The following is a 22,638-nucleotide window of genomic DNA, read 5'->3' as shown; positions in this document are numbered from 1 at the left end:
ACGATCGTGACGTAACATGATCGGCCGGACACGGCAGGGCCCACTCACTCGAGTGGGCCCTGTTCGTTGGTGGCTCGATGGTGAAGCAGAGAGCCGGGTGGTGTGTTTCAGCCGAACTCGCCGAGCCGCTGACCCATCCTGACCGTCTGCTCCGCGTCCAGGCCGTCGAAGTCCACCGGCTCGGCGAAGGTTATCACCACGGTGGAGCCGAGCTTGAAGCGGCCCATTTCCTCGCCCTGCTCGAGATGCACCGGGGTATCGAAGCGGATGCGTTGCACGCCGCCGCGGGGCAGGGGGGTGATCTGGCCGGCCCACACCGTCTCGATGGCGGCGACGATCATGGCGCCGACCAGCACCAGCGCCATGGGGCCGTGCTCGGTGTCGAAGTGGCATACCAGCCGCTCGTTACGAGCGAAGAGATTGGGCACGTGGTGGGTGGTGGCGGCGTTGACCGAGAACAGCCGCCCCGGCACGTAGACCATCTCCTTGAGCGTGCCCGCCACCGGCATGTGCACCCGGTGATAGTCGCTGGGCGACAGGTAGACGGTGGCGAAGCTGCCGTCGCGGTAGCGCCCGGCGGCCTCCAGGTCGCCGCCCAGCAGGTCGGCGGCGGTGAAGTCATGGCCCTTGGCCTGGATCAGCCGGCCGTGATCGAGGCGTCCGAACTGGGAGAGGGTGCCGTCGGCCGGCGAGACCAGCCCCTCGCCGATGGGCCGGGCGCCATCCTTCAGCGGCCGGGTGAAGAACGCGTTGAAGCTCGGATAGGCGCTCGGGTCCGGCTCATGGGCCTCGCCCATGTCGACCTTGAACTGGCGGATAAAGGCGCGAATGGCGAGGTCCTTGGCCCAGGACACCCGGCAGTCGGCCAGCCGGCCGATCAGCCGCGAGAGCAGGTGGTGGGGCAGGGGATACTGGAGCAGGGCGAACAGCTTGGCTGGGGTCACGAAGGCATCATTCCTCAAGAGGGATGTAGGAAGAGGGAAGAGCAAAGAAGGAAGAAAGGATAGCGACCTCCTTCCTTCTTCCATGTGCGGAGCGCCGGTCTTCCGTCTTATAGCGGCGCAGCCGCGTTCTCGCCGTCAGGGCTTTTCGACCGGCGTGTCGTCGCGGTTGCCCCATTCCTTCCAGGAGCCGGCGTAGGCGCGCATCTTCTCGAAGCCCAGCGCCTTGCCCACCAGCCAGGTGAAGCCGCTGCGGTGGTGGGTCTGGCAGTGGGTGACCACTTCCATGTCCGGCGTCAGGCCCAGCGCCTCGAGTTCGGTGACCAGCTCGGCGTAGTCGCGGATGCGCAGGTCGCGATCCTTGTCCATGGCGTCGGTCCAGTCCAGGTTCACCGCGCCGGGGATGTGGCCGAGCCGTTTGTTGTCGCCTTTCTCGCCGTCGTACTCGGCGCGGGTGCGGGCGTCCCAGATCGCGAAGCCCTTCTCGCCCAGGCGCTCGGCCAGTTCGATGCGGTCGATGGCCACCTCGGGGTGGAGCATCTCGGCCTGGTAGTCGCTGGGCGTCGGCGCGCTCGATTCGGTGGATTCCGGCAGCCCGGCGGCGCGCCAGGCGTGGATGCCGCCGTTGAGGTAGGAGTAGCGGGTGTGGCCGATCAGTTCCAGGGTCCACAGCAGCCGGCCGGCCCAGCCGCCGCCCTCGTCGTCGTAGGCGACCACATGGGTGTCGCGGGTCAGCCCCAGCGACGAGAACAGCGCCGACAGCGCTTCCTCGTCCGGCACCTCGTTGGGCACTTCGCCGGTGCCGCGCAGCAGCCGCTTGTGGTCCAGCAGGACCGCGCCGGGCACGTGGCCCTGCTCATGGCTCTCGGCCTTGAGCGGCACGTCGATGATCAGCAGCGAAGGGGCGTCCAACTGCTCGGCGAGCTGTTCGGGCTCGACAATCAGCGGCAGCAGGTTGGCTTCTGAACTCATGGGACTCTCCTTGATCTTCCCGGGCTGACGCGCGCCGGCCGGCAGCGTTCCGGCTCGGGTATGTCGTCTTTATCTCAAGTCTCGTCGAGACTGTCGACGATGCGCCGATAGCTGGCAAAACGGTCGGCGTGGATCTCGCCGCTCTCCACGGCGGCCAGCAGGGCGCAGCCCGGCTCCTGGCGGTGACGGCAGTCGCGGAAGCGGCAGCGTCCGAGCAGGTCGCGAAACTCGATGAAACCCTCGGCGACCTGGGTTTCGTCCAGGTGGATCAGGCCGAACTCGCGGATGCCGGGGGAATCGATCAGCTCGCCGGCCTCGGCGTCGCCCCGGTCGCTCGGCGCGAAGCGGTAGAGCCGGGCGGTGGTGGTGGTGTGGCGGCCCTTGCGGGAGTCTTCCGACAGCGCGCCGATGCGCAGGTCCTCGTCCGGCAGCAGGCGGTCGATGAGTGAGGACTTACCCACGCCGCTCTGGCCGACGAACACCGAGGTGCGCTCGGCCAGACGCTGGTGGAGCGCGTCCAGCCCGCCGTCGCGGGCGGTGCTGGTGGTCACCACCGGGTAGCCCAGCGCCGCGTAGCGGTCCAGCAGCGCGCGAAGCTCGCCGCCGTACTCGGGCAGCAGGTCGACCTTGTTGAGCACCAGTACCGGGGCGATGCCGGTGGCCTCGGCCGCCACCAGGTAACGGTCGATGAGGTTGGCGTGGGGCTCGGGCTCCACGGCGAAGACGATCAGGATCTGCTCGATGTTGGCGGCCACCGGCTTGAGCTGGCCCCGGGCGTCGGGGCGTTCGAGCACGCTTCCGCGCTCGCCGCGAGCCACCACCACGCCGCTGCCGTCCTGGCCGGCGCGCCAGATCACGCGGTCGCCAGTGACCAGGCCCTCCAGATTGGCACGCAGGTGGCAGCGCACCGGAGTCGAGTCGCCCTCGGGGCGCACGTCCAGGGTGCGGCCGAAGTGAGCGATCACTCGTCCGGGTTGTTCGGGGCCGTACTCGCCGGCGGCCAGCTTCTCGGCATCCTGCTCGCCGCGCTTCTCGGCACGCTTGGCGCGTTCGGCCTGGATCTTTTCGACGCGCCAGCGCTGCTGGCGGCTCAACTTGCGCTTGTTCATGGTGGCCCGAAGGTCGGTACAATGGCCGCATTGTACTCATCAACGGGGCCGGCTGTCGCCGGCCGCTCGACCAAGGATCCTCCCATGGCCGCAAACCAAGACGCCCAGGACTCTCGAGACCCCCGCACCCAGCGCCTGGTGTGGATCGACCTGGAAATGACCGGGCTCGATCCGAACCGCGAGCGCATCATCGAGGTGGCGACCCTGGTCACCGATGCCGATCTCAACGTGGTCGCCGAGGGGCCGGTGATCGCCGTGCATCAGCCCGATGCCCTGCTCGAGGCGATGGACGACTGGAACCAGAAGACCCACGGCGCCTCGGGGCTGGTCTCGCGGGTCAAGGCCAGCACCGTCGACACCGCCAAGGCCGAGCAGGAGACGCTGGCATTCCTGAACGAGCACGTGGCGCCGGGCAGCTCGCCGATGTGCGGCAACAGCATCCACCAGGATCGCCGCTTTCTCGAGCGCGAGATGCCCGAGCTGCTGGCCTTCTTCCATTACCGTAACCTCGACGTCTCGACCCTCAAGGAGCTGGCCAAGCGCTGGAACCCCGGCGCCCTGGTCGGCTTCAGCAAGCGCAACGTCCACCTGGCCATGGACGACATCAAGGAATCCATCGCCGAGCTGGCGCACTATCGCCAGACCTTCCTGCGCCTTGAGGACGAGGAGGGCGACGAAGAAGAGTGACGGTGTCGGTTGTCGCGGCTTATCGCATGATGGATGATTCGCAAGCCGCCCGGCGGCTTCCCTGAATAACCCATCGAGGCTCCATGATCCTACTGGCCGCGTTTGCCATCCTCTCCATCGGCGTGTCCTTCCTCTGTTCGCTGCTCGAGGCCGCGCTGTTGTCCATGACGCCGAGCTACGTGGCGCAGCTGCGCGATAACCAGCCCGAGCTGCATGCCCGCTTGGCCCGGCTCAAGCAGGACATCGACCGGCCCCTGGCGGCCATCCTGACCCTCAACACTATCGCCCACACGGTGGGCGCCACCGGGGTGGGCGCCCAGGTCGTCGTGGTCTTCGGCGACGCCTGGCTGGGGGTCGCCTCGGCGGTGATGACGCTGCTGATCCTGTTCGTCTCCGAGATCATTCCCAAGACCATCGGGGCGACCTACTGGCGGCAGCTGGCGCCCAGCATGGTGATGGTGCTGAGGGCGATGATCTGGTCGATGAAGCCGCTGATCTGGCTGTCGGAGGTCATCACCCGACGCATCGGCAAGCACGGCCAGGACACGGACATGCGCGGCGAGATCAAGGCCCTGGCGCAGATCGGGCTGGAGGAAGAGGCCCTGGATGCCGACGAGGTGAGGGTCATCACCAACATCATCAACCTGCACGATATTCCGGTGAAGGATGTCATGACGCCGCGCACCGTCTCGGTGACCGTCAAGCCCCAGATCACCGTCGGCGAATTCGACGAGGCGTTCGGTACGACGCCCTTCACGCGTTTCCCGGTGATGGACGGGGGCGAGCAGGCGCTGGGCTATGTGCACAAGGCCGATACCTACCATGCCGAGGGAGGCGTGGACCTCAAGTCGCTGATGCATCCGGTCCAGACGGTCATGGTGGACGACAGCGTGGAGCACGTCTTCGCCATGATGGTGCGCGATCGCCAGCATCTCTGTGTGGTGTATGACGACCTGGGTACCTGGGTGGGGCTGATGACGCTGGAAGATGTCATCGAGGCGATCCTGGGTCAGGACATCGTCGACGAGACCGATAACGTCGCCAACCTGCGCAAGTATGCCCGCCAGCGCTGGACCAAGACGCTGAAGAAGGCTGGTGTTTCCCCCGAGGCCTAGGCAATGTCTGAAAACTGTCTGCGCTCGGCTATACCGCGTTAAAAATCATCTCAAAGTCCTCATTTACACCCCGTAAACTCCGGATTTTCGCTAATTTTTGCCTTGTCTAGCCTTCGCTCGCCGACTTTTCAGGCAAAGCCTAGCGCTGGTGATAGGCCGTAAGCTTGAAGAGCGGCGCTTCGCTCGGGAGCTGGAAGAACGCCTGCTTCGCAGGCTTAAGCGGGAAGCTTGAAGAAAAACCTGGACCCATGAAGTCGGGGTTCATGCTGCCTTCCCGCTTTCAGCTGGCGGCGATCACCCGCTGGCGCTTCTCCTTCTGCCGCGCCAGCGCCCAGCGCACGTGCTCGCGGACCAGGTCCGAGGGGTACGCCAGCCGGGCGCGCAGCGCGGCTTCCACCGTCTCGCTCCAGGGCGCGTTGCCGAGCCCCACCGCCAGGTTGCGCAGCCAGCGCTCGTAGCCGATGCGGCGGATCGGGCTGCCGGCGGTCTTGTCCAGGAACTCCTCCTCGCCCCAGGCGAACAGCGCGACCAGATCGGCGCGGTCCAGGTCGTGGCGCGGCGCGAAGTCCGGCTCCCGGCTGGCCCGGGTGAAGCGGGTGAAGGGGCATACCAGCTGGCAGTCGTCGCAGCCGAACACCCGGTTGCCCATGGCGGCGCGGAATTCCTCGGGAATGGCACCGTGCAGCTCGATGGTCAGGTAGGAGATGCAGCGCCGCGCGTCGACCACCTTGTCCTCGACGATGGCATCGGTGGGGCAGGCCGTGCGGCAGGCGCTGCAGCTGCCGCAGTGCTCCGCCTCGAAGGGCGCGTCCACCGGCAGCGGCAGGTCGGTGTAGAGCTCGCCGAGGAAGAACAGCGAGCCGGCCTTGGGATTGAGCAGCATGGCGTTCTTGCCGAACCAGCCGAGGCCGGCCTTGCGCGCCAGGCCCCGCTCCATCACCGGGGCGGAGTCGACGAAGGCGCGGTAGCCGAAGGGGCCGATCTCGGCCTGGATCTGCTTGGCCAGGGTGGCCAGGCGCTTGCGCATCAGCTTGTGGTAGTCGCGGCCGGTGGCGTAGCGGGACACGTAGGCCTTCGCCGGGCGCGCCAGCATCTTCGTGGTTTCCACCTCGGGGGGCAGGTAGTCCAGGCGCACGCTGATCACCCGCGCCGTGCCGGGCACCAGCTCCTCGGGGCGGGTGCGCTTGGTGCCGTGCTTGGCCATGAAGCCCATCTCGCCGTGGTGGCCGGCGTCGAGCCAGCGCTGCAGGCGGGCCTCGTCCTCGGCCAGGTCGACGTCGGTGATGCCCACCTGCTGGAAGCCGAGCTCGCGACCCCAGGTCTTGATCAGCGCGGCCAGTTGGTCGAGGTCGGGGGCGTCGCCCGGGGGAGACGGCTGGGTCATGATCGAGGAAACACCGTTCGGGAAGGCGCCGCAACGCTTGGCGTTCGGCGGTATACAGGACACACTTCGTTGTAACGCATCATGGTAAAGCATCGCCTTCGAGGGAGACAGGGAATGACGGGATCGCCCCGGTCGTCGGGCCGTGCGCTGTATCGCGCCGAGCAGGTCCGCGAGCTGGATCGACGCACCATCGCCGCCGGCATGGCGGGCTTCGCGCTGATGCAGCGCGCCGCCGCGGCGGCCTGGCAGGAGTTGCGCGCCGCCTGGCCCGAGGCCCGCTCGCTCAGCGTGCTGTGCGGCGGCGGCAACAACGGCGGCGACGGCCATGTGCTGGCGGCGCTGGCCGCCGCCGAGGGCTGGGCGGTGCAGCGGGTGGCGCTCAAGCCCGTCGAAGACCTCTCGGCGGATGCCCGCCTGGCCGCCGACATGGCGAGCGCGGCCGGCGTCGGCCTGGTGCCCTGGCGGCCCGGGCTCGCGCTCGAGGGCGAGGTGATGGTGGATGCGCTGCTCGGCACCGGGCTCTCCGGCGAGGTGCGCGGCGCCTTCCGCGAGGCCATCGCCGCGATCAACGCAAGCGGCCGGCCGGTGCTGGCCATCGACATCCCCTCCGGCGTCCACGCCGATACCGGCGCGGAGCTCGGCGTGGCGGTGCGGGCCAGCCGCACGATCACCTTCATCGGCGACAAGCTGGGGCTCTACACCGGCCGCGCCCCGGCGCTGACCGGGCCGGTGGCGTTTCGCGATCTCGAAGCCCCGGCTTCGGCGTATGCGGACCTGCCGCCCGCCGCCTGGCGGCTCCATCGCGATATGATCGCCGCGGCGCTGCCGCCGAGGCCGAGGGACGCCCACAAGGGCGATGCCGGCCATGCCCTGGTGCTCGGCGGGGCGCCGGGCTTCGGCGGAGCCGCGCTGCTGGCCGCCGAACACGCCGCGCGGCTGGGGGCCGGCAAGGTCAGCCTGGCCACCGCGCCGGAGCATGTCACCGCCTGTCTGGTGCGTCGCCCCGAAGTGATGGTGCACGGGGTGCGCGGCGCCGCCGACCTCGGCGCCTTGCCGGCCCGGGCCGATGTGCTGGTGGTCGGCCCGGGCCTGGGGCAGGGCAGCTGGGGCCAGGCGATGCTGCAGGCGGCCCTCGACGCCGGCCGGCCGCTGGTCGTCGACGCCGACGGCCTGAACCTGCTGGCCGGCCGCTTCACCGGCCTGCGCCGCGACGACTGGCTGCTGACGCCGCATCCCGGCGAGGCGGCCCGCCTGCTGGGCACCAGCGCCGCCGAGGTGGAGGCCGACCGCCCGGCGGCGGCCGCCGAGCTGCAACGCCGCTACGGCGGCACGGCGATCCTCAAGGGCGCCGGCAGCCTGGTGGCGGGGCCCTCGGGCCTGGCGGCCTGCCCCTATGGTAATCCGGGCATGGCCAGCGGCGGCATGGGCGATGCGCTGTCCGGCATCCTCGGCGCGCTGGTCGCCCAGGGGCTATCCTTGGAGACCGCCGCCCGGGTCGGCGTCATGGTGCACGCGCTGGCCGCCGACATGGCCGCGGCGGCGGGCGGCGAGCGTGGCCTGCTGGCCGGCGATCTGGCATCCTGTGCGCGAATTCTGGTCAACCCGACGATGGGCGAATGACGATGCAGCTGCGACTCGACGACGAAGACCGCCAGGTGGCCTTCGGCGAATCCCTCGGCCGGGCCCTCGACGGGCGCGGTCGTCTCTACCTGGAGGGCGAGCTCGGCGCGGGCAAGACCACCCTGACCCGCGGCATCCTGCGCGCCTACGGGCATCGCGGCGCGGTCAAGAGCCCCACCTACACCCTGGTCGAGCCCTACGAGCTCGAGGCCGTGCGCGTGCACCACTTCGACCTCTACCGCCTGGGCGACCCCGAGGAGCTCGAGTTCATCGGCGGCCGCGACCTGCTCGCCGACGACGCCCTGTGCGTGATCGAGTGGCCGGCGCGGGGCGAGGGTTGGCTGCCGGCACCCGACCTGGTGGTGCAGCTGAGCCTGGACGGCGACGGCCGCCGGGCGACCCTGACCGCCGGCAGCGACCATGGGCGCCGGGTGATCGAGCGCCTCGCCGACCGGCCCTCGCCGGCCGGCGCGCGGGACCGGGAGGGCGATCGCGTCTCATGAGGAAGGGAGTCCTGTCTCGCCGCCTGCTCGGCGGCCTACTGTCGATGGCGCTGCTGGTCCCGTCCTGGGGGCTGGCCGCCAGCGTCGATAACCTGCGCCTGTGGGCGGCGCCGGACCACGCGCGTCTGGTCTTCGACCTCTCCTCGCCGGCCGATGCCGAGGTGTTCAGCCTCGCCGACCCTAACCGGCTGGTCATCGACCTCTCGGATACCGACCTGGCCGCCGACGTGGCGCGCCTCGACCTGGACGGCAGCGCCATCCGCGAGGTGCGCACCGGGATCCGCCACGGCGACGACCTGCGGGTGGTGCTGGAACTCAATCGCCAGGTCGAGCCGCGCCATTTCACGCTGGCGCCCAACGAGCAATATGGCCATCGCCTGGTGGTCGATCTCGAGTATCCCGGCGAGAGCGCCGTGGAGGATCCGATCGATCCCATCGAGGCGATGATCCGCGAGCAGGAAATCGCCGCCGACCGCGCCCAGGCCCAGGCCGCCGCCCAGGGGCGCGACCCGACCACGGTCGCGCCGGTGCTCGAACCCGCCCAGCCGCATCCCAAGCGTGACATCATCATCGCCGTGGATGCCGGCCATGGCGGCGAGGATCCCGGTGCCCTGGGCCCCAGCGGCACCCGCGAGAAGGACGTGGTGCTGGAGATGGCTCAGCGCCTGGCCCGCAAGATCAATGCCACCGAAGGTTTCAAGGCGGTCATGATCCGCGACGGCGACTACTACGTGGGGCTGCGCCAGCGGACCCGCATCGCCCGTGAGCAGAAGGCTGACTTCTTCGTCTCCATCCACGCCGACGCCTTCCGCAGCCCGCGTCCCCATGGTAGCTCCGTCTATGCGCTGTCCCAGAGCGGGGCGACCTCGGAGACCGCCCAGTGGCTGGCGGCTTCCGAGAATCGCGCCGACCTGATCGGCGGCGTGGACGGCAGCCTGTCGCTGGACGACAAGGACGAGGTGCTGCGCGGCGTCTTGCTCGACCTGACCATGACCGCGACCTTGAACGACTCGCTGACCATCGGCGGCCAGGTACTCGACCGTCTGGGACGGATCAACGATCTGCACAAGTCGCGGGTGGAGCAGGCCGGCTTCGTGGTGCTCAAGTCGCCGGACATCCCGTCGCTGCTGGTCGAGACCGGTTTCATCTCCAACCCCGACGAGGAGCGCCGGCTGCGCGACTCGAACTATCAGGAGCGGATGATGGACGCGGTGTATGGCGGCGTCCGCGCCCACTTCCGCCGCAACCCGCCGCCGGCTAGCCTGCTGGCCTGGCAGCGCGACCAGGGCCGGGATACCGGTGGCGACGAGTATCGCATCCAGCCCGGCGATACCCTGTCGGAGATCGCCGCCCGCCACGGCGTGCCGGTGGCCCAGCTGCGCCAGGCCAACGAGCTCAACGGCGACGTCATTCGCGTGGGGCAGGTGCTGCGGATACCCAGTTCATGAGCGTGCAGCTTGAAGCTCGAAGAGCGGCGCTGCGCGCCTGGACGTTGGAAGACTAGGGCTTCGGGCTTCGGGCTGTCTCCGCCGTATCGGGCTGGCTGAACACCGCTTGCAGCTCGTGGCCCGTCGCCAGTAGCGTCCTTGAGGAGTGATATGACAGACAGCCAACCCATCCGGATCCTCGACCCCAGGCTGGCCAACCAGATCGCCGCCGGCGAGGTGGTGGAGCGTCCGGCCTCGGTGGTCAAGGAGCTGATCGAGAACGCCATCGACGCGGGTGCGAGCCGCGTCGAGGTGGAGCTGGAGTCCGGCGGGGCGCGGCTGATCCGGGTGCGCGATGACGGCGGCGGCATCGGCGAGGACGACCTGCCGCTGGCGCTGTCGCGCCATGCCACCAGCAAGATCGCCTCGCTGGAGGACCTGGAGGGCGTGGCCAGCCTGGGGTTTCGCGGCGAGGCCCTGGCCTCGGTCAGCTCGGTGTCGCGCCTCGAGCTGGTCTCCAACGTCCACGACGATCCCACCGGCGGCTGGCGGGTGGTGGTCGAGGGCCGGCGCATGGAGCCCAGGGTCACGCCCTCGCCGCACCCGCGGGGCACCTCGGTCACGGTGCGCGACCTGTTCTTCAATACCCCGGCCCGGCGCAAGTTCCTGCGCACCGAGAAGACCGAGTTCGGCCACGTCGAGGAGGCCTTCCGCCGCCAGGCGCTGTCGCGGCTCGATGTCGGCTGGGTGCTGCGCCATAACCAGAAGACCATCCACCAGCTGCGGCCCGGCGGCGATCTGGTAGGCCATGAGCGGCGCCTTCAGGCGCTGCTCGGCAAGGGCTTTCTCGAGAACGCCCTGCATCTGGATCTGGAGACCGGCGGGCTGCGCCTGTGGGGCTGGGTGGGGCTGCCCACCCATTCCCGGGCCCAGGCCGACCAGCAGTACTTCTTCGTCAACGGCCGGGTGGTCCGCGACCGCCTGGTGGCTCATGCCATTCGCCAGGCCTATCGTGACGTGCTGTTTCACGGCCGCCATCCGGTGTTCGTGCTCTACCTGGAGGTCGACCCCACGGTGGTCGACGTCAACGTCCACCCCACCAAGCACGAGGTGCGCTTCCGCGACGGGCGGATGGTCCACGACTTCCTGTTCTCCAGCCTGCACCGGGCGCTGGGGGAGGCCCGGGCCGGGGCGGCGCCGGACGGCGAGCCGAGCGACGAGGCGGGTGCCATGGCGGCGGACGGACCCTCCGCTGCCGCCCATGAGGTACGCGAGGCCACGCCCCAGGCCGCCTGGCAGCAGCAGCCCATGGCGCTGCACGGCCGCGAGGAGAGCGCAGAGCAGAAGGTGACGCCGGACCGGGTGCGGGCCTTCATGGAGGGCTATCGGGCGCTGCATCCCGAACACGAGGAGAGCCTGCTGACGCCCCAGCCCGCCGCGCCGGGGGCCGGTGGCGCCGCCGCCGGGGTGGCGCTGGCCGAACGCCAGTCGCAGGCGGGGCCCGCCTGGTCTCCCGAGGCGACCCAGGGCGCGCCGCGCCCGGCTATGCCCGAGGCGGACGCCACCAAGGCGCCGCCGCTGGGCTATGCCGTGGCCCAGCTGCACGGCGTCTTCATCCTCTCCCAGACCGAGCGCGGCATGGTGATCGTCGACATGCACGCCGCCCACGAGCGGATCGTCTATGAGCGCATGAAGACCCAGGTGCATGGAGGAGCGCTCGAGGCGCAGCCGCTGCTGGTGCCGGTCTCGCTGGCCGCCAGCGCCGCCGAGGTGGCCACCGCCGAGGCCGAGCACGAGGCCTTCGCCAGGCTCGGCGTGGAGCTCGACGTGGCCGGCCCCGAGACGCTGCTGGTGCGCCAGGTGCCGGCCCTGCTGGTCGACGCCGACGTCGAGCCGCTGATCCGCGACATGCTCGGCGACCTGGAGCGCTACGGCCGCTCGGACCGCCTGGAGGCTCACATCAACGAGCTGCTCTCGACCATGGCCTGCCACGGCAGCGTGCGCGCCAACCGCCAGCTCACGGTGGCGGAGATGAATGCCCTGCTGCGCGACATGGAGGTCACCGAGCGTAGCGGCCAGTGCAACCATGGCCGTCCCACCTGGACCGAGCTGGGCATGAAGGAACTGGACCGCTTGTTTCTTAGGGGACAATAAGCGGAAATTCGCCACTTGCATGGCGAGAAGCCCCGGGGGCGGACCGAAGAGGAGGTCCTACGCCAGGGGTGAGGAGCAGTGCTCCGAACGGGCGGGCCATGGATGGCTCGCTCCGGCCCTGCAAGCGGCGCAGGATGCAAGAGCGCCGCAGGGCGTCGGTAGTGCCCAGGGACGGGTTCACAGCGCCTCCTCGATGGTCCGGCGCCGGGTCAGCTTGTGATCGAAAAGCCAAGAGAATGACAGAACACCCCATGCCCGATACCCGCCCCCCCGCCATCTTCCTGATGGGCCCCACCGCCGCCGGCAAGACCGACCTGGCGATCGCGCTGCACGAGCGGCTGGGCTGCGAGCTGATCAGCGTCGACTCGGCGATGGTCTACCGCGGCCTGGATATCGGCAGTGCCAAGCCGTCGGCGGAGGAGCTGGCCCGGGCGCCGCATCGACTGATCGATATCCGCGATCCGGCCGAGCCCTACTCGGCGGCGGAATTCCGCGAGGACGCGCGCCGCGAGATGGCCGAGATCACGGCGCGCGGCAAGGTGCCGCTGCTGGTGGGCGGCACCATGATGTACTTCCAGCGCCTGGTCGAGGGCGTGGCGAATCTGCCGTCGGCGGATCCGGCGGTGCGTGCGGCGCTGGAACGTGAGGCCGATCGCGATGGGTTGGGCGCCCTGCATGCCGAGCTGGCGAGGGTCGATCCCGAAGCCGCCGAGCGCATTCACCCCAACGATCCCCAGCGCCTGATGCGGGCGCTGGAGGTGTATCGGGTCAGTGGGCGTCCGCTCTCCGAGCTGTGGGCCGAGCAGCGTCCGGAAACCTTTCCCTGGCGGCCGCTGTCGATAGGGCTCGCGCCCGCCGACAGGGCCGTGCTGCACGCGCGCATTGCCGCCCGTTTCGATGCCATGCTGGCGGAGGGCTTCCTCGACGAGGTCGCCGCCCTGCGGGCGCGGGGGGACCTGGATCCCGGCCTGCCGGCGCTGAAGAGCGTGGGCTATCGTCAGGGGTGGGAATACCTGGCCGGCGACGTCGACCATGCGACCTTTCGTCACCGGGGCATCGTGGCGACCCGCCAGCTGGCCAAGCGACAGCTGACCTGGATGCGCGGCTGGCCGGGCCTGCACTGGGTCGACAGCCTGGGAGCCGATCCCTTCGCCGAGGTCCTGAAACTGGTGCGCGAATTCGGGACTTAGCGTAAGATGGTCGTTTCGAGTGGCCGTTCGACAGGGCCCACCGGTTAACCCGTGTCGTCCCCGGACGGGGCGAGCACAGAATGATCAACTCCAGAAACAATTCAGGGAGAGCAACATGTCCAAAGGGCAGTCCCTTCAAGATCCGTACCTGAACATCCTGCGCAAGGAGCGCATTCCGGTCTCGATCTTCCTGGTCAACGGCATCAAGCTGCAGGGTCAGATCGAGTCCTTCGACCAGTTCGTGATCCTGCTGCGCAACACCGTCAGCCAGATGGTCTACAAGCACGCCATCTCCACCGTTGTGCCGTCGCGCAACGTGCGGCTGCCGGCCCCGGATGCCGGAGCGCAGTCGGACAGCAACGCGTGAGGTATTGATTGTTTTTCGAACGTCCCGACGCCGGTGAGACGGCGGTTCTCGTCCATGTGGACTTTCAGGACGAACAGGAGCGCGAAGACGCCGGCGAGTTCCTCGAGCTGGTGCGCTCGGCCGGTGCGGAGCCGGCCACCCTGCTGACCGGGTCGCGCAACCGCCCCGACCCCCGCGCCTTCATCGGCTCGGGCAAGGTCGAGGAACTGCGTGACGCCCTGCACGTCCACAAGGCCGAGCTGGTGATCTTCAACCATGCCCTGAGCCCTTCCCAGGAGCGCAACCTCGAGCAGTCGCTCAAGTGTCGCGTGCTCGACCGTACCGGCCTGATCCTCGATATCTTCGCCCAGCGGGCGCGGACCCACGAGGGCAAGCTACAGGTCGAGCTGGCCCAGCTCGAGTACATGTCGACCCGGCTGGTGCGCGGCTGGACCCACCTGGAGCGCCAGAAGGGCGGCATCGGCCTGCGCGGCCCGGGTGAGACCCAGCTCGAGACCGACCGCCGGTTGCTGCGGGGGCGCATCAAGGCGATCCACAAGCGCCTCGACAAGGTGCGCAGCCAGCGCAGCCAGAACCGCCGGGCGCGGTCACGGGCCGAGATCCCCAGCGTCTCGCTGGTCGGCTATACCAACGCCGGCAAGTCGACGCTGTTCAACACCCTGACCGCCTCGCGGGTCTATGCGGCCGACCAACTGTTCGCTACTCTCGACCCGACGCTCAGGCGTCTCGAGGTCGAGGACGTGGGGCCGGTGGTGCTGGCCGATACCGTCGGCTTCATCCGCCACCTGCCGCACAAGCTGGTGGAGGCCTTCCAGGCCACCCTGCAGGAGGCCGCCGAGGCCAGCCTGCTGGTCCACGTGATCGACGCGGCCGACCCGGATCGCGAGCTGAACGTGAACCAGGTGGAAGGCGTGCTGGACGAGATCGGCGCCCTGGAGGTGCCGACGCTCAAGGTGATGAACAAGATCGACCTGCTCGACAGCGCCCCGCGCATCGAGCGTGGCGCGGATGGCCGCCCCGAGACGGTGTGGCTGTCGGCACGGGACGGCAAGGGGCTGGAGCTGTTCGAGCAGGCCCTCTCCGAGTGCCTGGCCGACGACATCATCGACTTCGACATCACCCTGGACCCGCGGCAGGGCAAGCTGCGGGCCGGCCTGCACGACCTGGGGGCGGTGCGCGAGGAGCGTTTCGACGACATGGGCCGTACCCTGCTGGAGGTGCGCCTGCCGCGGCGCGACTTCCTGCAGCTGATGGCGCGCCTCGGTGAGCGTGCCGACGACTATCTGCCGGAGGCCCTGCAGGATCGCCCCCTGTGGGAGCAGTGAGTCGCCGGCGGGCGAGCAGTGAGTCGCGGAGAACAAAGCAGTCGCCTTCGGGTGCCGGTGGCCCGAGGAGGACCGGCACCACAAGGATCGCAACCGATGCCCGGCGCGCGGAAGCGCGACGGAATGCAACGTAGAGTGGAGACGACGTATGGCCTGGAATGAGCCCGGTGGCGGCAACCAGCACGACCCCTGGAGCGGGGGCGGGCGCCGTGGCGGTAATGGTGGCGGCAACCGCGGTGGCGGTAACCAGGGGCCGCCCGACCTCGACGAGGCCCTGAAGAAGTTTCAGGACAAGCTGAACAGCATGCTGGGCGGTCGCGGCAAGCGCGGCGGAAGCGGTGGTGGCGGCAGTGGCAGCGGCAAGCCGCGCAACGCCTTCACCCTGCCGGGCCTGTTGCTGATCGTGGCGCTGGCCATCTGGGCCGCCTCCGGCTTCTACCTGGTCGACCAGTCCGAACGCGGCGTGGTGCTGCGCTTCGGCAAGTTCCAGGAAGTGGTCACGCCGGGCCTGCAGTGGAATCCGCCGCTGATCGATGACGTGCGCATGGTCAACGTCACCCGGGTACGCTCGGTGACCCAGACCCAGTCGATGCTGACCCAGGACGAGAACATCGTCTCCGTCGAGATCTCGGCCCAGTACCAGGTCGCCGATCCGCGCGGCTACGTGCTCAATGTGCGCGACCCCGAGCTGTCGCTGGAGAACGCCCTGGACTCCGCGCTGCGCCACGTGGTGGGCGGCACCGACATGATCGACATCCTGACCTCCGGCCGCGAGATCCTCGGCACCGCGGTGGCCAGCCGCCTGCAGTCCTACCTGGACAGCTACGGCACCGGCATCCGCCTGCAGACGCTCAACGTCGAGTCCACCTCGCCGCCCGACGCGGTGCAGGACGCCTTCGACGACGTCATCCGCGCCCGCGAGGATCGCCAGCGCACCATCAACCAGGCGCTGGCCTACGCCAACGCCGTGATCCCGGCCGCCCAGGGCGAGGCCCAGCGCATCGTCGAGCAGGGCCAGGGCTATCGCGAATCGGTGGTGGCCGAGGCGCGGGGTCAGGCCAACCGCTTCAACGCGCTGCTGAGTCAGTACCAGGACGCCCCGGCGATCATGCGCGAACGCCTCTATCTCGACGCCCTGTCCGAGGTCTACGGCGAGACCGCCAAGGTGATGGTCGACGTCAATAGCGAAGCGCCGCTGATGGTGCTGCCGATGGACCGCCTCAGCCAAGGCACCACCGGGGCCGCCGCCAGCCAGGGCGACGACGCCTCGTCGCTGGACCCCCGGTTGCTCGAGCGCCTGAGGGCCTCCCAGTCCGAGAATGACAGCGGCAGCAACTCCAGCAGCAACGGAATCCGCAGGGAGGGCCGTTAATCATGATCAACAACCGATCCCTGCTCATCGTCGGCGGCCTGGCCGCCGTGGCCTGGCTCGCCAGCAACAGCCTCTACGTGGTCGACGAGACCGAGCGGGCGGTGAAGCTGCGCTTCGGCGAGGTGGTCGAGGAGAACATCCAGCCGGGCCTGCATGCCAAGATCCCGATCACCCAGACCATCCGCAAGTTCGATACCCGGGTGCTGACGCTGGACACCGACCCCAGCCGCTACCTGACCCTGGAGCAGAAGGCGGTGATCGTCGACTCCTACGTCAAGTGGCAGGTGATCAATCCCACCCGCTACTACGAGGCAACGGCCGGCGACGAGATGCAGGCCGTGCGGCTGATCCAGCCGCGGGTCGACGAGAGCCTGCGTAACGAGTTCGGTCGCCTGAACCTGCAGCAGATCATCTCCGAGCAGCGCGACGAGCTGATGACCGGGCCCACCGAGGATCTCGACGAGCGCCTGCGGGACGAGCTCGGGGTGGCGATCCTCGATATCCGCGTCAAGCGCATCGACCTGCCCGAGGACGTCTCCTCGGCGGTGTACGAGCGGATGCGCTCCGAGCGCGAACGCGAGGCCCGCGAGTGGCGCGCCCAGGGGCAGGAAGAGTCCGAGCGCGTCCGCGCCAACGCCGATCGTCGGCGCCGGGTGCTGCTGGCCCAGGCCAACGAGCGCGCCGAGACGCTGCGCGGCGAGGGCGACGCCGAGGCCGCGGCCATCTTCTCGGAGGCCTACGGCAAGGACGAGGAGTTCTTCTCCTTCTGGCGCAGCCTGGATGCCTATCGCAACAGCTTCCAGGGCGACGGCAACATGCTGGTGCTGGACCCGTCCAGCGACTTCTTCCAGTACCTCAAGAGCCCCAATGCCCAGCCCGACGGATCCGGCGGCTAGCCCGGCCCACGGGGCGGCCTCGCCGCCCCGTTCGGGGTTCATCCCGCGGGCAAACGTGGTAGACTCCTGTAACCGGGCGTGGCCCGGTTTTTTTGTGGCCTCACCACGGGGCTTTCGTGGCTTCACCACTTGCCCGGTAACCCCCTCCGGCACCCCGCCCGGCGGATGTTCCACCATGCCGCGAGGCTTGCCGAAGGCCAATCACCGTCTTGCAGGAAGAACGACATGACCATCGCTGACCGCTGGCTGCTGCCCGACGGCATGGACGAGGTACTGCCGCCTCAGGCCAGTCGCATGGAGGAGCTGCGCCGGGCGTTGCTCGATCTCTATCATCGCTGGGGCTACGACCAGGTGATGCCGCCCCCCGTGGAATTCCTGGACTCGCTGCTTACCGGCACCGGGACCGAGCTGGATCTGCAGACCTTCAAGCTCACCGACCAGATGACCGGCCGGATGATGGGGGTCAGCGCCGATGTCACCCCCCAGGTCGCGCGCATGGATGCCCACTCCCTGAAGCGCCAGGGCCCGGTGCGGCTGTGCTACTGCACCACCGTGCTGCGCGCCAAGGCCGACCAGCATCAGGGCGGCCGCAGCCCGGTGCAGGTCGGCCTCGAGCTGTTCGGCCATGCCGGCCTGGAGGCCGACCTGGAGATCCTGCGCCTGGCGCTGACCAGCCTGAGGGTCGCCGGCGCCGGCGAGGTCCACCTGGCGCTGGGCCATATCGGCATCTACCGTAGCCTGGTGGAGGCGGCGGAGCTGTCGCCCGAGCAGGAGAAGGCGGTGTTCGAGGCCCTCGAGCTCAAGTCGCCGGGTGAGCTGGCCGCCCGGGTCGAGGCCAGCGTGGCCGACCCGGCGCTGGCGGCGATGCTGTGCGCCCTGGGTGAACTGCACGGCGGTCCCGAGGTGCTCGACCAGGCCCGCGAGGCCTTCGCCGAGGCGCCCCAGGCGGTGGGCGCGGCGCTGGACCAGCTGCGCGCCCTGCATGCCGGCGTGGTCGCCGAACACCCCGAGGCCGAGCTCTACTTCGACCTGGCCGAGCTGCGCGGCTACCAGTACCACACCGGGATGATGTTCGCCGCCTACGTGCCCGGCTATGGCCAGGCCCTGGCCAAGGGCGGCCGCTATGACGATACCGGTCGCGCCTTCGGCCGCGCCCGGCCGGCCACCGGCTTCTCCCTGGAGCTCAAGCTGCTGGCCTCCCTGGTGCCCAGCGCGCCGCGCCACGACGGCATCTGGGCGCCGGCGGAGGGCGACGGCCTGGCCGAGGCCATTAATGTCCTGCGCGAGCAGGGCGAGCGGGTCGTGCAGGCGCTGCCGGGGCAGCGCACCGGTCCGGAGCAACACCGCTGCCATCGACGCCTGGTGCAGGCCGACGGCGGCTGGCAAGTGGCGCCGTCGGCGCCGTCCAGCGATCAGGCCTGACGCACAGGCAGACACGATACCGGCACCGCCCCCGAGACCGGCGGCGCAGCAACGAGAGACGAGAGCACTATGGGCAAGAACGTAGTCGTACTGGGCACCCAGTGGGGTGACGAAGGCAAGGGCAAGGTGGTGGACCTGCTCACCGAGTCCGCGGGCGCGGTGGTGCGCTTCCAGGGCGGGCACAACGCCGGCCATACCCTGGTCATCGACGGCGAGAAGACCGTCCTGCACCTGATCCCCTCCGGCATCCTGCGCGACGACAAGACCTGCGTGATCGGCAACGGCGTGGTGCTGTCGCCGGAGGCGCTGATCGAGGAGATCCGCGAGCTGGAGGCCAAGGGCGTGCCGGTGCGCGAGCGCCTGCGCCTGTCGCCGGCCTGCCCGCTGATCCTGCCCTATCACGTGCGCCTCGACCAGGCCCGCGAGAAGGCCCGCGGCGTGGCCAAGATCGGCACCACCGGCCGCGGCATCGGCCCGGCCTACGAGGACAAGGTGGCGCGCCGCGGCCTGCGCCTGGGCGACATGCTGCATCGCGAGCGCTTCGCCTCCAAGCTCGGCGAAGTGCTGGACTACCACAACTTCGTGCTGACCAAGTACCACGGCGAGGAGCCGGTGGACTTCCAGCAGGTGCTCGACGACGCCATGCGCATGGCCGACGAGCTGCGCGCCATGGTCTGCGATACCGTGTCCCTGGTCCATGACGTGCGCAAGGCCGGCGACAATATCCTCTTCGAGGGCGCCCAGGGCTCGCTGCTGGACATCGACCACGGCACCTACCCGTTCGTCACCAGCTCCAACACCACCGCCGGCGGCACCGCCACCGGTTCCGGGGTGGGGCCGCTGTACCTCGACTACGTGCTGGGCATCACCAAGGCCTACACCACCCGCGTCGGCTCCGGCCCGTTCCCCACCGAGCTGTTCGACGAGCACGGCCGCCACCTGGCCGAGAAGGGCCACGAGTTCGGCGCCACCACCGGCCGCGCGCGGCGCTGCGGCTGGTTCGATGCGGTGGCGCTGCGCCACGCGGTGCAGATCAACTCGGTGTCCGGCATCTGCCTGACCAAGCTCGACGTGCTCGACGGCCTGGAGAACATCCGCGTCTGCATCGGCTATCGCAGCAAGGACGGCGAGGTGCTCGACACCCCGGTGGACTCCGAGGGTTACGAGGCCATCGAGCCGGTCTACCAGGACCTGCCCGGCTGGACCGAGTCCACCATCGGCGTGCGCGAGGTCGACCAGCTGCCGACCAATGCCCGCGCCTACATCAGCTTCCTCGAGGAGCAGGTGGGCACTTCCATCGACATCATCTCCACCGGCCCGGACCGCAACGAGACCATCGTGCTGCGCAATCCCTTCGGTGAGTAAGCGCCTCGCGGGGTAGGCGACAAGCCTCCCCGGAACGACGACGGGCCGGCAGGAGACTGCCGGCCCGTCGCGTTGTGGGCCCGTCGCGTTGTGGGCCCGGGTCAGCGCTGGGCCGTGGCCGTCTGCAGGGCGTCCATGGCGTCCTCGTCGGAGAGCAGGTCGTGGAGCGTCTGGGCGGCCATCTCGCCGTCACCCTCCATGACCTCGTCGAGCCACAGCAGGGCCTGCTCGCGGTTGGCGTTCTCGAGCCCGTTGGCGGTGAGATAGGCCTTGGCCAGCGCCAGGCGCGCGGTCTCGTGGCCCTGGCGTGCGGCCGCCAGCAGGTAGTCGGCGCCCTGGCGGCGATTCGGCTCGAGGGTATCGCCGCGCAGCAGTTCCCGGCCCAGGGTCGCCTGGGCGCCGGCGTGGCCCTGGTCGGCGGCCTGCTCGAGCAGGCGACGCCCCTTCTCGGTGTCGGTGGCGATGCCGTGGTCGCCGCGCAGCAGCGCGGTGCCGAGCAGGGTGCGGGCCGAGAGGTCGCCGGCCTCGGCGGCGTCGCTCAGCAGTTGGCGACCGCGCTGGGCGTCCTGGGCGACGTGCTCGCCCTCGAGCAGCGCCTCGGCCAGGGTCAGCCGTGCCCCGCCATGGCCGTTGGCGGCGGCCTGCTCGAGCAGGCGCTGGCCGCGCTCGGGGTCGGCGGCAAGCCCCCGGCCGGTCAGCAGCAGCTCGCCCAGGTCGGCGCGGGCGCCGGCATGACCGCCGGCCACGGCGCGCTGCAGGTAGTGTGCGCCCTTGGTCGCATCGCGGGCGACGCCATGGCCCTCGAGGTACATGCGCCCCAGGTCGGCGGCGGCACCGGGATGGCCCATGTCGGCGGCGCGTTCCAGCCAGATCCGTGCCTGGCGCAGGTCCTGGCCCACGCCGCGTCCGTCGAGGAAGGCCTCGCCGAGGCTCGCCATGGAGCCCGGGTGGCCGTCTTCGGCGGCCTGCACCAGCGCCTCGATGTTGCCGGCCTCGCCCTGGTCGTAGCGCAGCTGTGCCAAGGCTTCCTCGGCCGACGGGTGGCCGGCGTCCCGGGCGCGGGTCAGCCACTGCCTGGCCTGGGTGAGGTCGCGGGGAATGCCCTCGCCCTTGCGGTAGGCGCGGCCCAACACCACCATCGCGTAGGCGTCGCCGTCCCGGGCGGCCTCCTCCAGCAGCGCCACGCCGCGGGACGGCCGGCGCTGCTTGAGGGTGCCGTCGAGATAGCCGGCGCCGAGGGCGGTCTTGGCACCGGCGTCGCCGGCCTCGATGGCCCGGGTCAGCAGCTCCTCGGCCCGGGACGGATGGTAGGGCAGCACCTCGCCTTCCAGGTAGGCCTCGCCCAGCAGGCGCAGGGCGGCGGTCTGGCCCTGCTCCGCGGCCTCGGTCAGCAGCGCCTCGGCGCGCGTGCCGTCGGCGGCCACGCCGCGGCCTTCGAGGTACATCCGCCCCAGCTGCTGGGTGGCGTAGGGATGGCCGAGTTCGTGGCCGCGCTCCAGGTAGTCCCGGGCGATGAGCGGCTGGCTGGCTCGGGTCTCGTCGTCGAGGTAGTAGGCGCCGAGCAGCGCCAGGGCCAGGCCGTCGGCCTGGCCGGCGGCCTGTTCGAGCAGCTCGATGCCGCGCCGCGGGTGGGCGGGGAGTCCCTCGCCGTCGAGCAGGGCCTGGCCCAGGGTGACGGTGGCGTTGACCGAGCCCTGGGCGATGGCGGCGCTCAGCCAGTGCTGCGCCCGGTCGGGACGCTGAGCCACGCCGTCGCCGCCCTCCAGCAGGGCCTCGCCGAGGGCCTCCATCGCGGCGACGTCGCCATCCTCGGCGGCCCGCTCGAGCATCGCCAGGCCGCGCCGCGGGTCGTTGCCCTCCAGCAGGGCGCGACCGGTCTGGCTCAGGGCGCCGGGCTCGCCGGCCTCGGCGGCCCGGGTCAGCCACTGCATGCGCCGCTGGGGCTGGTCGGCCAGCAGCCCGTCCTCGCCGTACAGGGCGGCGAGGCGGGTCATGGCATTGACGTCGCCGTCGCCGGCCCGCTGTTCCAGCCGCGTGGCATAGCGCTGGGCATACTGGCTGGCGAGCCCCCGGTCCTCGGTGAGCCAGCCGCCGGGGGCGTGGGCCTCGGCCAGGGCGACCAGGGCATCCTCGTTGCCCGCCTCGGCGGCCCGCCGATACAGCGAGGCGGCCAGTTCCGGGTCGGCGTTGACGCCCTGGCCGCCCTCGGCCAGCAGGCCGGCGAGGGCGGCCTCGGCCCGGTCCCCGACCTCCTCGTCGATGGCCTGCTGCAGCAGGTAGTAGGCGAGCACGTCGTTGCGCTCGACGCCGCGGCCCTCGCGGTACAGCTCGGCCAGGTTCAGGGAGGCGTGGCCGAGGATGTAGGAGGGCGTCTTGATGGCCTCGCCATAGAGACGGGCCGCCCGCTCCGGTTCGGGCTCGATGCCCTTGCCCTGGTCGAAGACCTTGCCCATCTCGTAGTAGCCCTGGGGCAGGCCCTGCTGCATCAGCGATTCGAGCTCGGCGATGGCCTCGCGTGGCTTGCCCGCCTCCAGCAATTGATCGGCCTCGTCCACGGTGTTCTTGTGCATCCATTGCAGGTTGCGGGGCTGGCCGCCGTCGAGCCAGTCCTCGTACTGCGTCGGCACGGGGCTGGCGACGTGGGCATCCGGCTGCGGGGTCGTGGCGCAGCCGCCGAGCCAGGCCACCAGGGTGGCGGAGACGGCCAGCGTCAGCGGTGACGGCCGGCCGATGGAACGGGGAATGCGTGGTATCTGGGACATGATGTCGGTTGGCCTCGGGTAATGGAT

The 22,638-nt window shown here is 70.0% G+C and carries 19 protein-coding genes; 13 read left to right on the top strand and 6 right to left on the bottom strand.

What is annotated here, in order from left to right; translation table 11 throughout:
- Positions 1-107: 107 nt before the first annotated feature.
- From asd to rsgA, 3 genes are all read right to left on the bottom strand, one after another.
- Positions 108-944: an archaetidylserine decarboxylase gene (gene asd / locus ACXAFN_RS02745; RefSeq protein WP_474985967.1), complete on the bottom strand. Its 837-nt coding sequence runs from the start codon at positions 942-944 to the stop codon at positions 108-110.
- Positions 945-1,079: 135 nt separating this feature from the next.
- Positions 1,080-1,913 (bottom strand): sulfurtransferase, encoded by an 834-nt coding sequence (locus ACXAFN_RS02740; RefSeq protein ID WP_474985965.1) that lies wholly within the window; start codon positions 1,911-1,913, stop codon positions 1,080-1,082.
- A gap of 74 nt (positions 1,914-1,987) precedes the next feature.
- Positions 1,988-3,022, bottom strand: a complete 1,035-nt coding sequence (gene rsgA / locus ACXAFN_RS02735) for a small ribosomal subunit biogenesis GTPase RsgA (RefSeq protein WP_474985964.1) — start codon at positions 3,020-3,022, stop codon at positions 1,988-1,990.
- Positions 3,023-3,106: 84 nt separating this feature from the next.
- On the opposite strand from rsgA, the gene orn reads away from it, so the two are divergent.
- Entirely contained in the window at positions 3,107-3,709 is a 603-nt protein-coding gene (orn, locus tag ACXAFN_RS02730; RefSeq protein ID WP_474985963.1) for an oligoribonuclease, read from the top strand.
- 83 nt (positions 3,710-3,792) lie between these two features.
- On the top strand, positions 3,793-4,824 hold the full coding sequence (locus ACXAFN_RS02725; RefSeq protein WP_474985961.1) for a CNNM domain-containing protein: 1,032 nt from the start codon (positions 3,793-3,795) through the stop codon (positions 4,822-4,824).
- Between the two features lie 139 nt (positions 4,825-4,963).
- Here ACXAFN_RS02725 and ACXAFN_RS02720 read toward each other — a convergent pair whose 3' ends face one another.
- Both ACXAFN_RS02720 and queG read right to left on the bottom strand, forming a co-directional pair.
- A complete protein-coding gene (locus tag ACXAFN_RS02720; protein WP_474985960.1) occupies positions 4,964-5,089 on the bottom strand; it encodes a hypothetical protein in 126 nt (41 codons plus the stop codon).
- Between the two features lie 15 nt (positions 5,090-5,104).
- Positions 5,105-6,208, bottom strand: coding sequence for a tRNA epoxyqueuosine(34) reductase QueG (gene queG / locus ACXAFN_RS02715; RefSeq protein WP_474985958.1), 1,104 nt, complete (start codon positions 6,206-6,208; stop codon positions 5,105-5,107).
- A gap of 114 nt (positions 6,209-6,322) precedes the next feature.
- On the opposite strand from queG, the gene ACXAFN_RS02710 reads away from it, so the two are divergent.
- The 11 genes from ACXAFN_RS02710 (at position 6,323) to ACXAFN_RS02660 (ending at position 19,849) form a co-directional block, all read left to right on the top strand.
- Positions 6,323-7,828 (top strand): NAD(P)H-hydrate dehydratase, encoded by a 1,506-nt coding sequence (locus ACXAFN_RS02710; RefSeq protein ID WP_474985956.1) that lies wholly within the window; start codon positions 6,323-6,325, stop codon positions 7,826-7,828.
- A gap of 2 nt (positions 7,829-7,830) precedes the next feature.
- Positions 7,831-8,331: a tRNA (adenosine(37)-N6)-threonylcarbamoyltransferase complex ATPase subunit type 1 TsaE gene (tsaE, locus tag ACXAFN_RS02705; RefSeq protein WP_474987456.1), complete on the top strand. Its 501-nt coding sequence runs from the start codon at positions 7,831-7,833 to the stop codon at positions 8,329-8,331.
- A 44-nt stretch (positions 8,332-8,375) separates the two neighbouring features.
- Positions 8,376-9,779, top strand: a complete 1,404-nt coding sequence (locus ACXAFN_RS02700; protein WP_474987454.1) for an N-acetylmuramoyl-L-alanine amidase — start codon at positions 8,376-8,378, stop codon at positions 9,777-9,779.
- Positions 9,780-9,929: 150 nt separating this feature from the next.
- Complete coding sequence (mutL, locus tag ACXAFN_RS02695) at positions 9,930-11,912, top strand: DNA mismatch repair endonuclease MutL (RefSeq protein WP_474985954.1); 1,983 nt, start codon at positions 9,930-9,932, stop codon at positions 11,910-11,912.
- 251 nt (positions 11,913-12,163) lie between these two features.
- Entirely contained in the window at positions 12,164-13,102 is a 939-nt protein-coding gene (gene miaA / locus ACXAFN_RS02690) for a tRNA (adenosine(37)-N6)-dimethylallyltransferase MiaA (protein ID WP_474985953.1), read from the top strand.
- A 115-nt stretch (positions 13,103-13,217) separates the two neighbouring features.
- On the top strand, positions 13,218-13,469 hold the full coding sequence (gene hfq, locus ACXAFN_RS02685; RefSeq protein ID WP_097790042.1) for an RNA chaperone Hfq: 252 nt from the start codon (positions 13,218-13,220) through the stop codon (positions 13,467-13,469).
- 8 nt (positions 13,470-13,477) lie between these two features.
- A complete protein-coding gene (gene hflX / locus ACXAFN_RS02680; RefSeq protein ID WP_474985951.1) occupies positions 13,478-14,794 on the top strand; it encodes a ribosome rescue GTPase HflX in 1,317 nt (438 codons plus the stop codon).
- A gap of 148 nt (positions 14,795-14,942) precedes the next feature.
- Complete coding sequence (gene hflK, locus ACXAFN_RS02675) at positions 14,943-16,166, top strand: FtsH protease activity modulator HflK (RefSeq protein ID WP_474985949.1); 1,224 nt, start codon at positions 14,943-14,945, stop codon at positions 16,164-16,166.
- Between the two features lie 2 nt (positions 16,167-16,168).
- Positions 16,169-17,062, top strand: coding sequence for a protease modulator HflC (gene hflC, locus ACXAFN_RS02670; protein ID WP_474985947.1), 894 nt, complete (start codon positions 16,169-16,171; stop codon positions 17,060-17,062).
- 225 nt (positions 17,063-17,287) lie between these two features.
- Positions 17,288-18,484: an ATP phosphoribosyltransferase regulatory subunit gene (locus ACXAFN_RS02665; protein ID WP_474985945.1), complete on the top strand. Its 1,197-nt coding sequence runs from the start codon at positions 17,288-17,290 to the stop codon at positions 18,482-18,484.
- 69 nt (positions 18,485-18,553) lie between these two features.
- A complete protein-coding gene (locus ACXAFN_RS02660) occupies positions 18,554-19,849 on the top strand; it encodes an adenylosuccinate synthase (RefSeq protein WP_474985943.1) in 1,296 nt (431 codons plus the stop codon).
- 101 nt (positions 19,850-19,950) lie between these two features.
- Here the strand turns inward: ACXAFN_RS02660 and ACXAFN_RS02655 are convergent, their stop codons facing one another.
- The gene (locus ACXAFN_RS02655) at positions 19,951-22,611 is read right to left on the bottom strand and encodes a tetratricopeptide repeat protein (protein ID WP_474985942.1); all 2,661 of its coding nucleotides are present in this window, start codon (positions 22,609-22,611) and stop codon (positions 19,951-19,953) included.
- Positions 22,612-22,638: the final 27 nt, after the last annotated feature.

The organism is Halomonas sp. ABH4_019 (assembly GCF_056159885.1).
The sequence above is the reverse complement of the archived record's forward strand: the minus strand, read 5'-3'. Positions and strand labels throughout refer to the sequence as shown.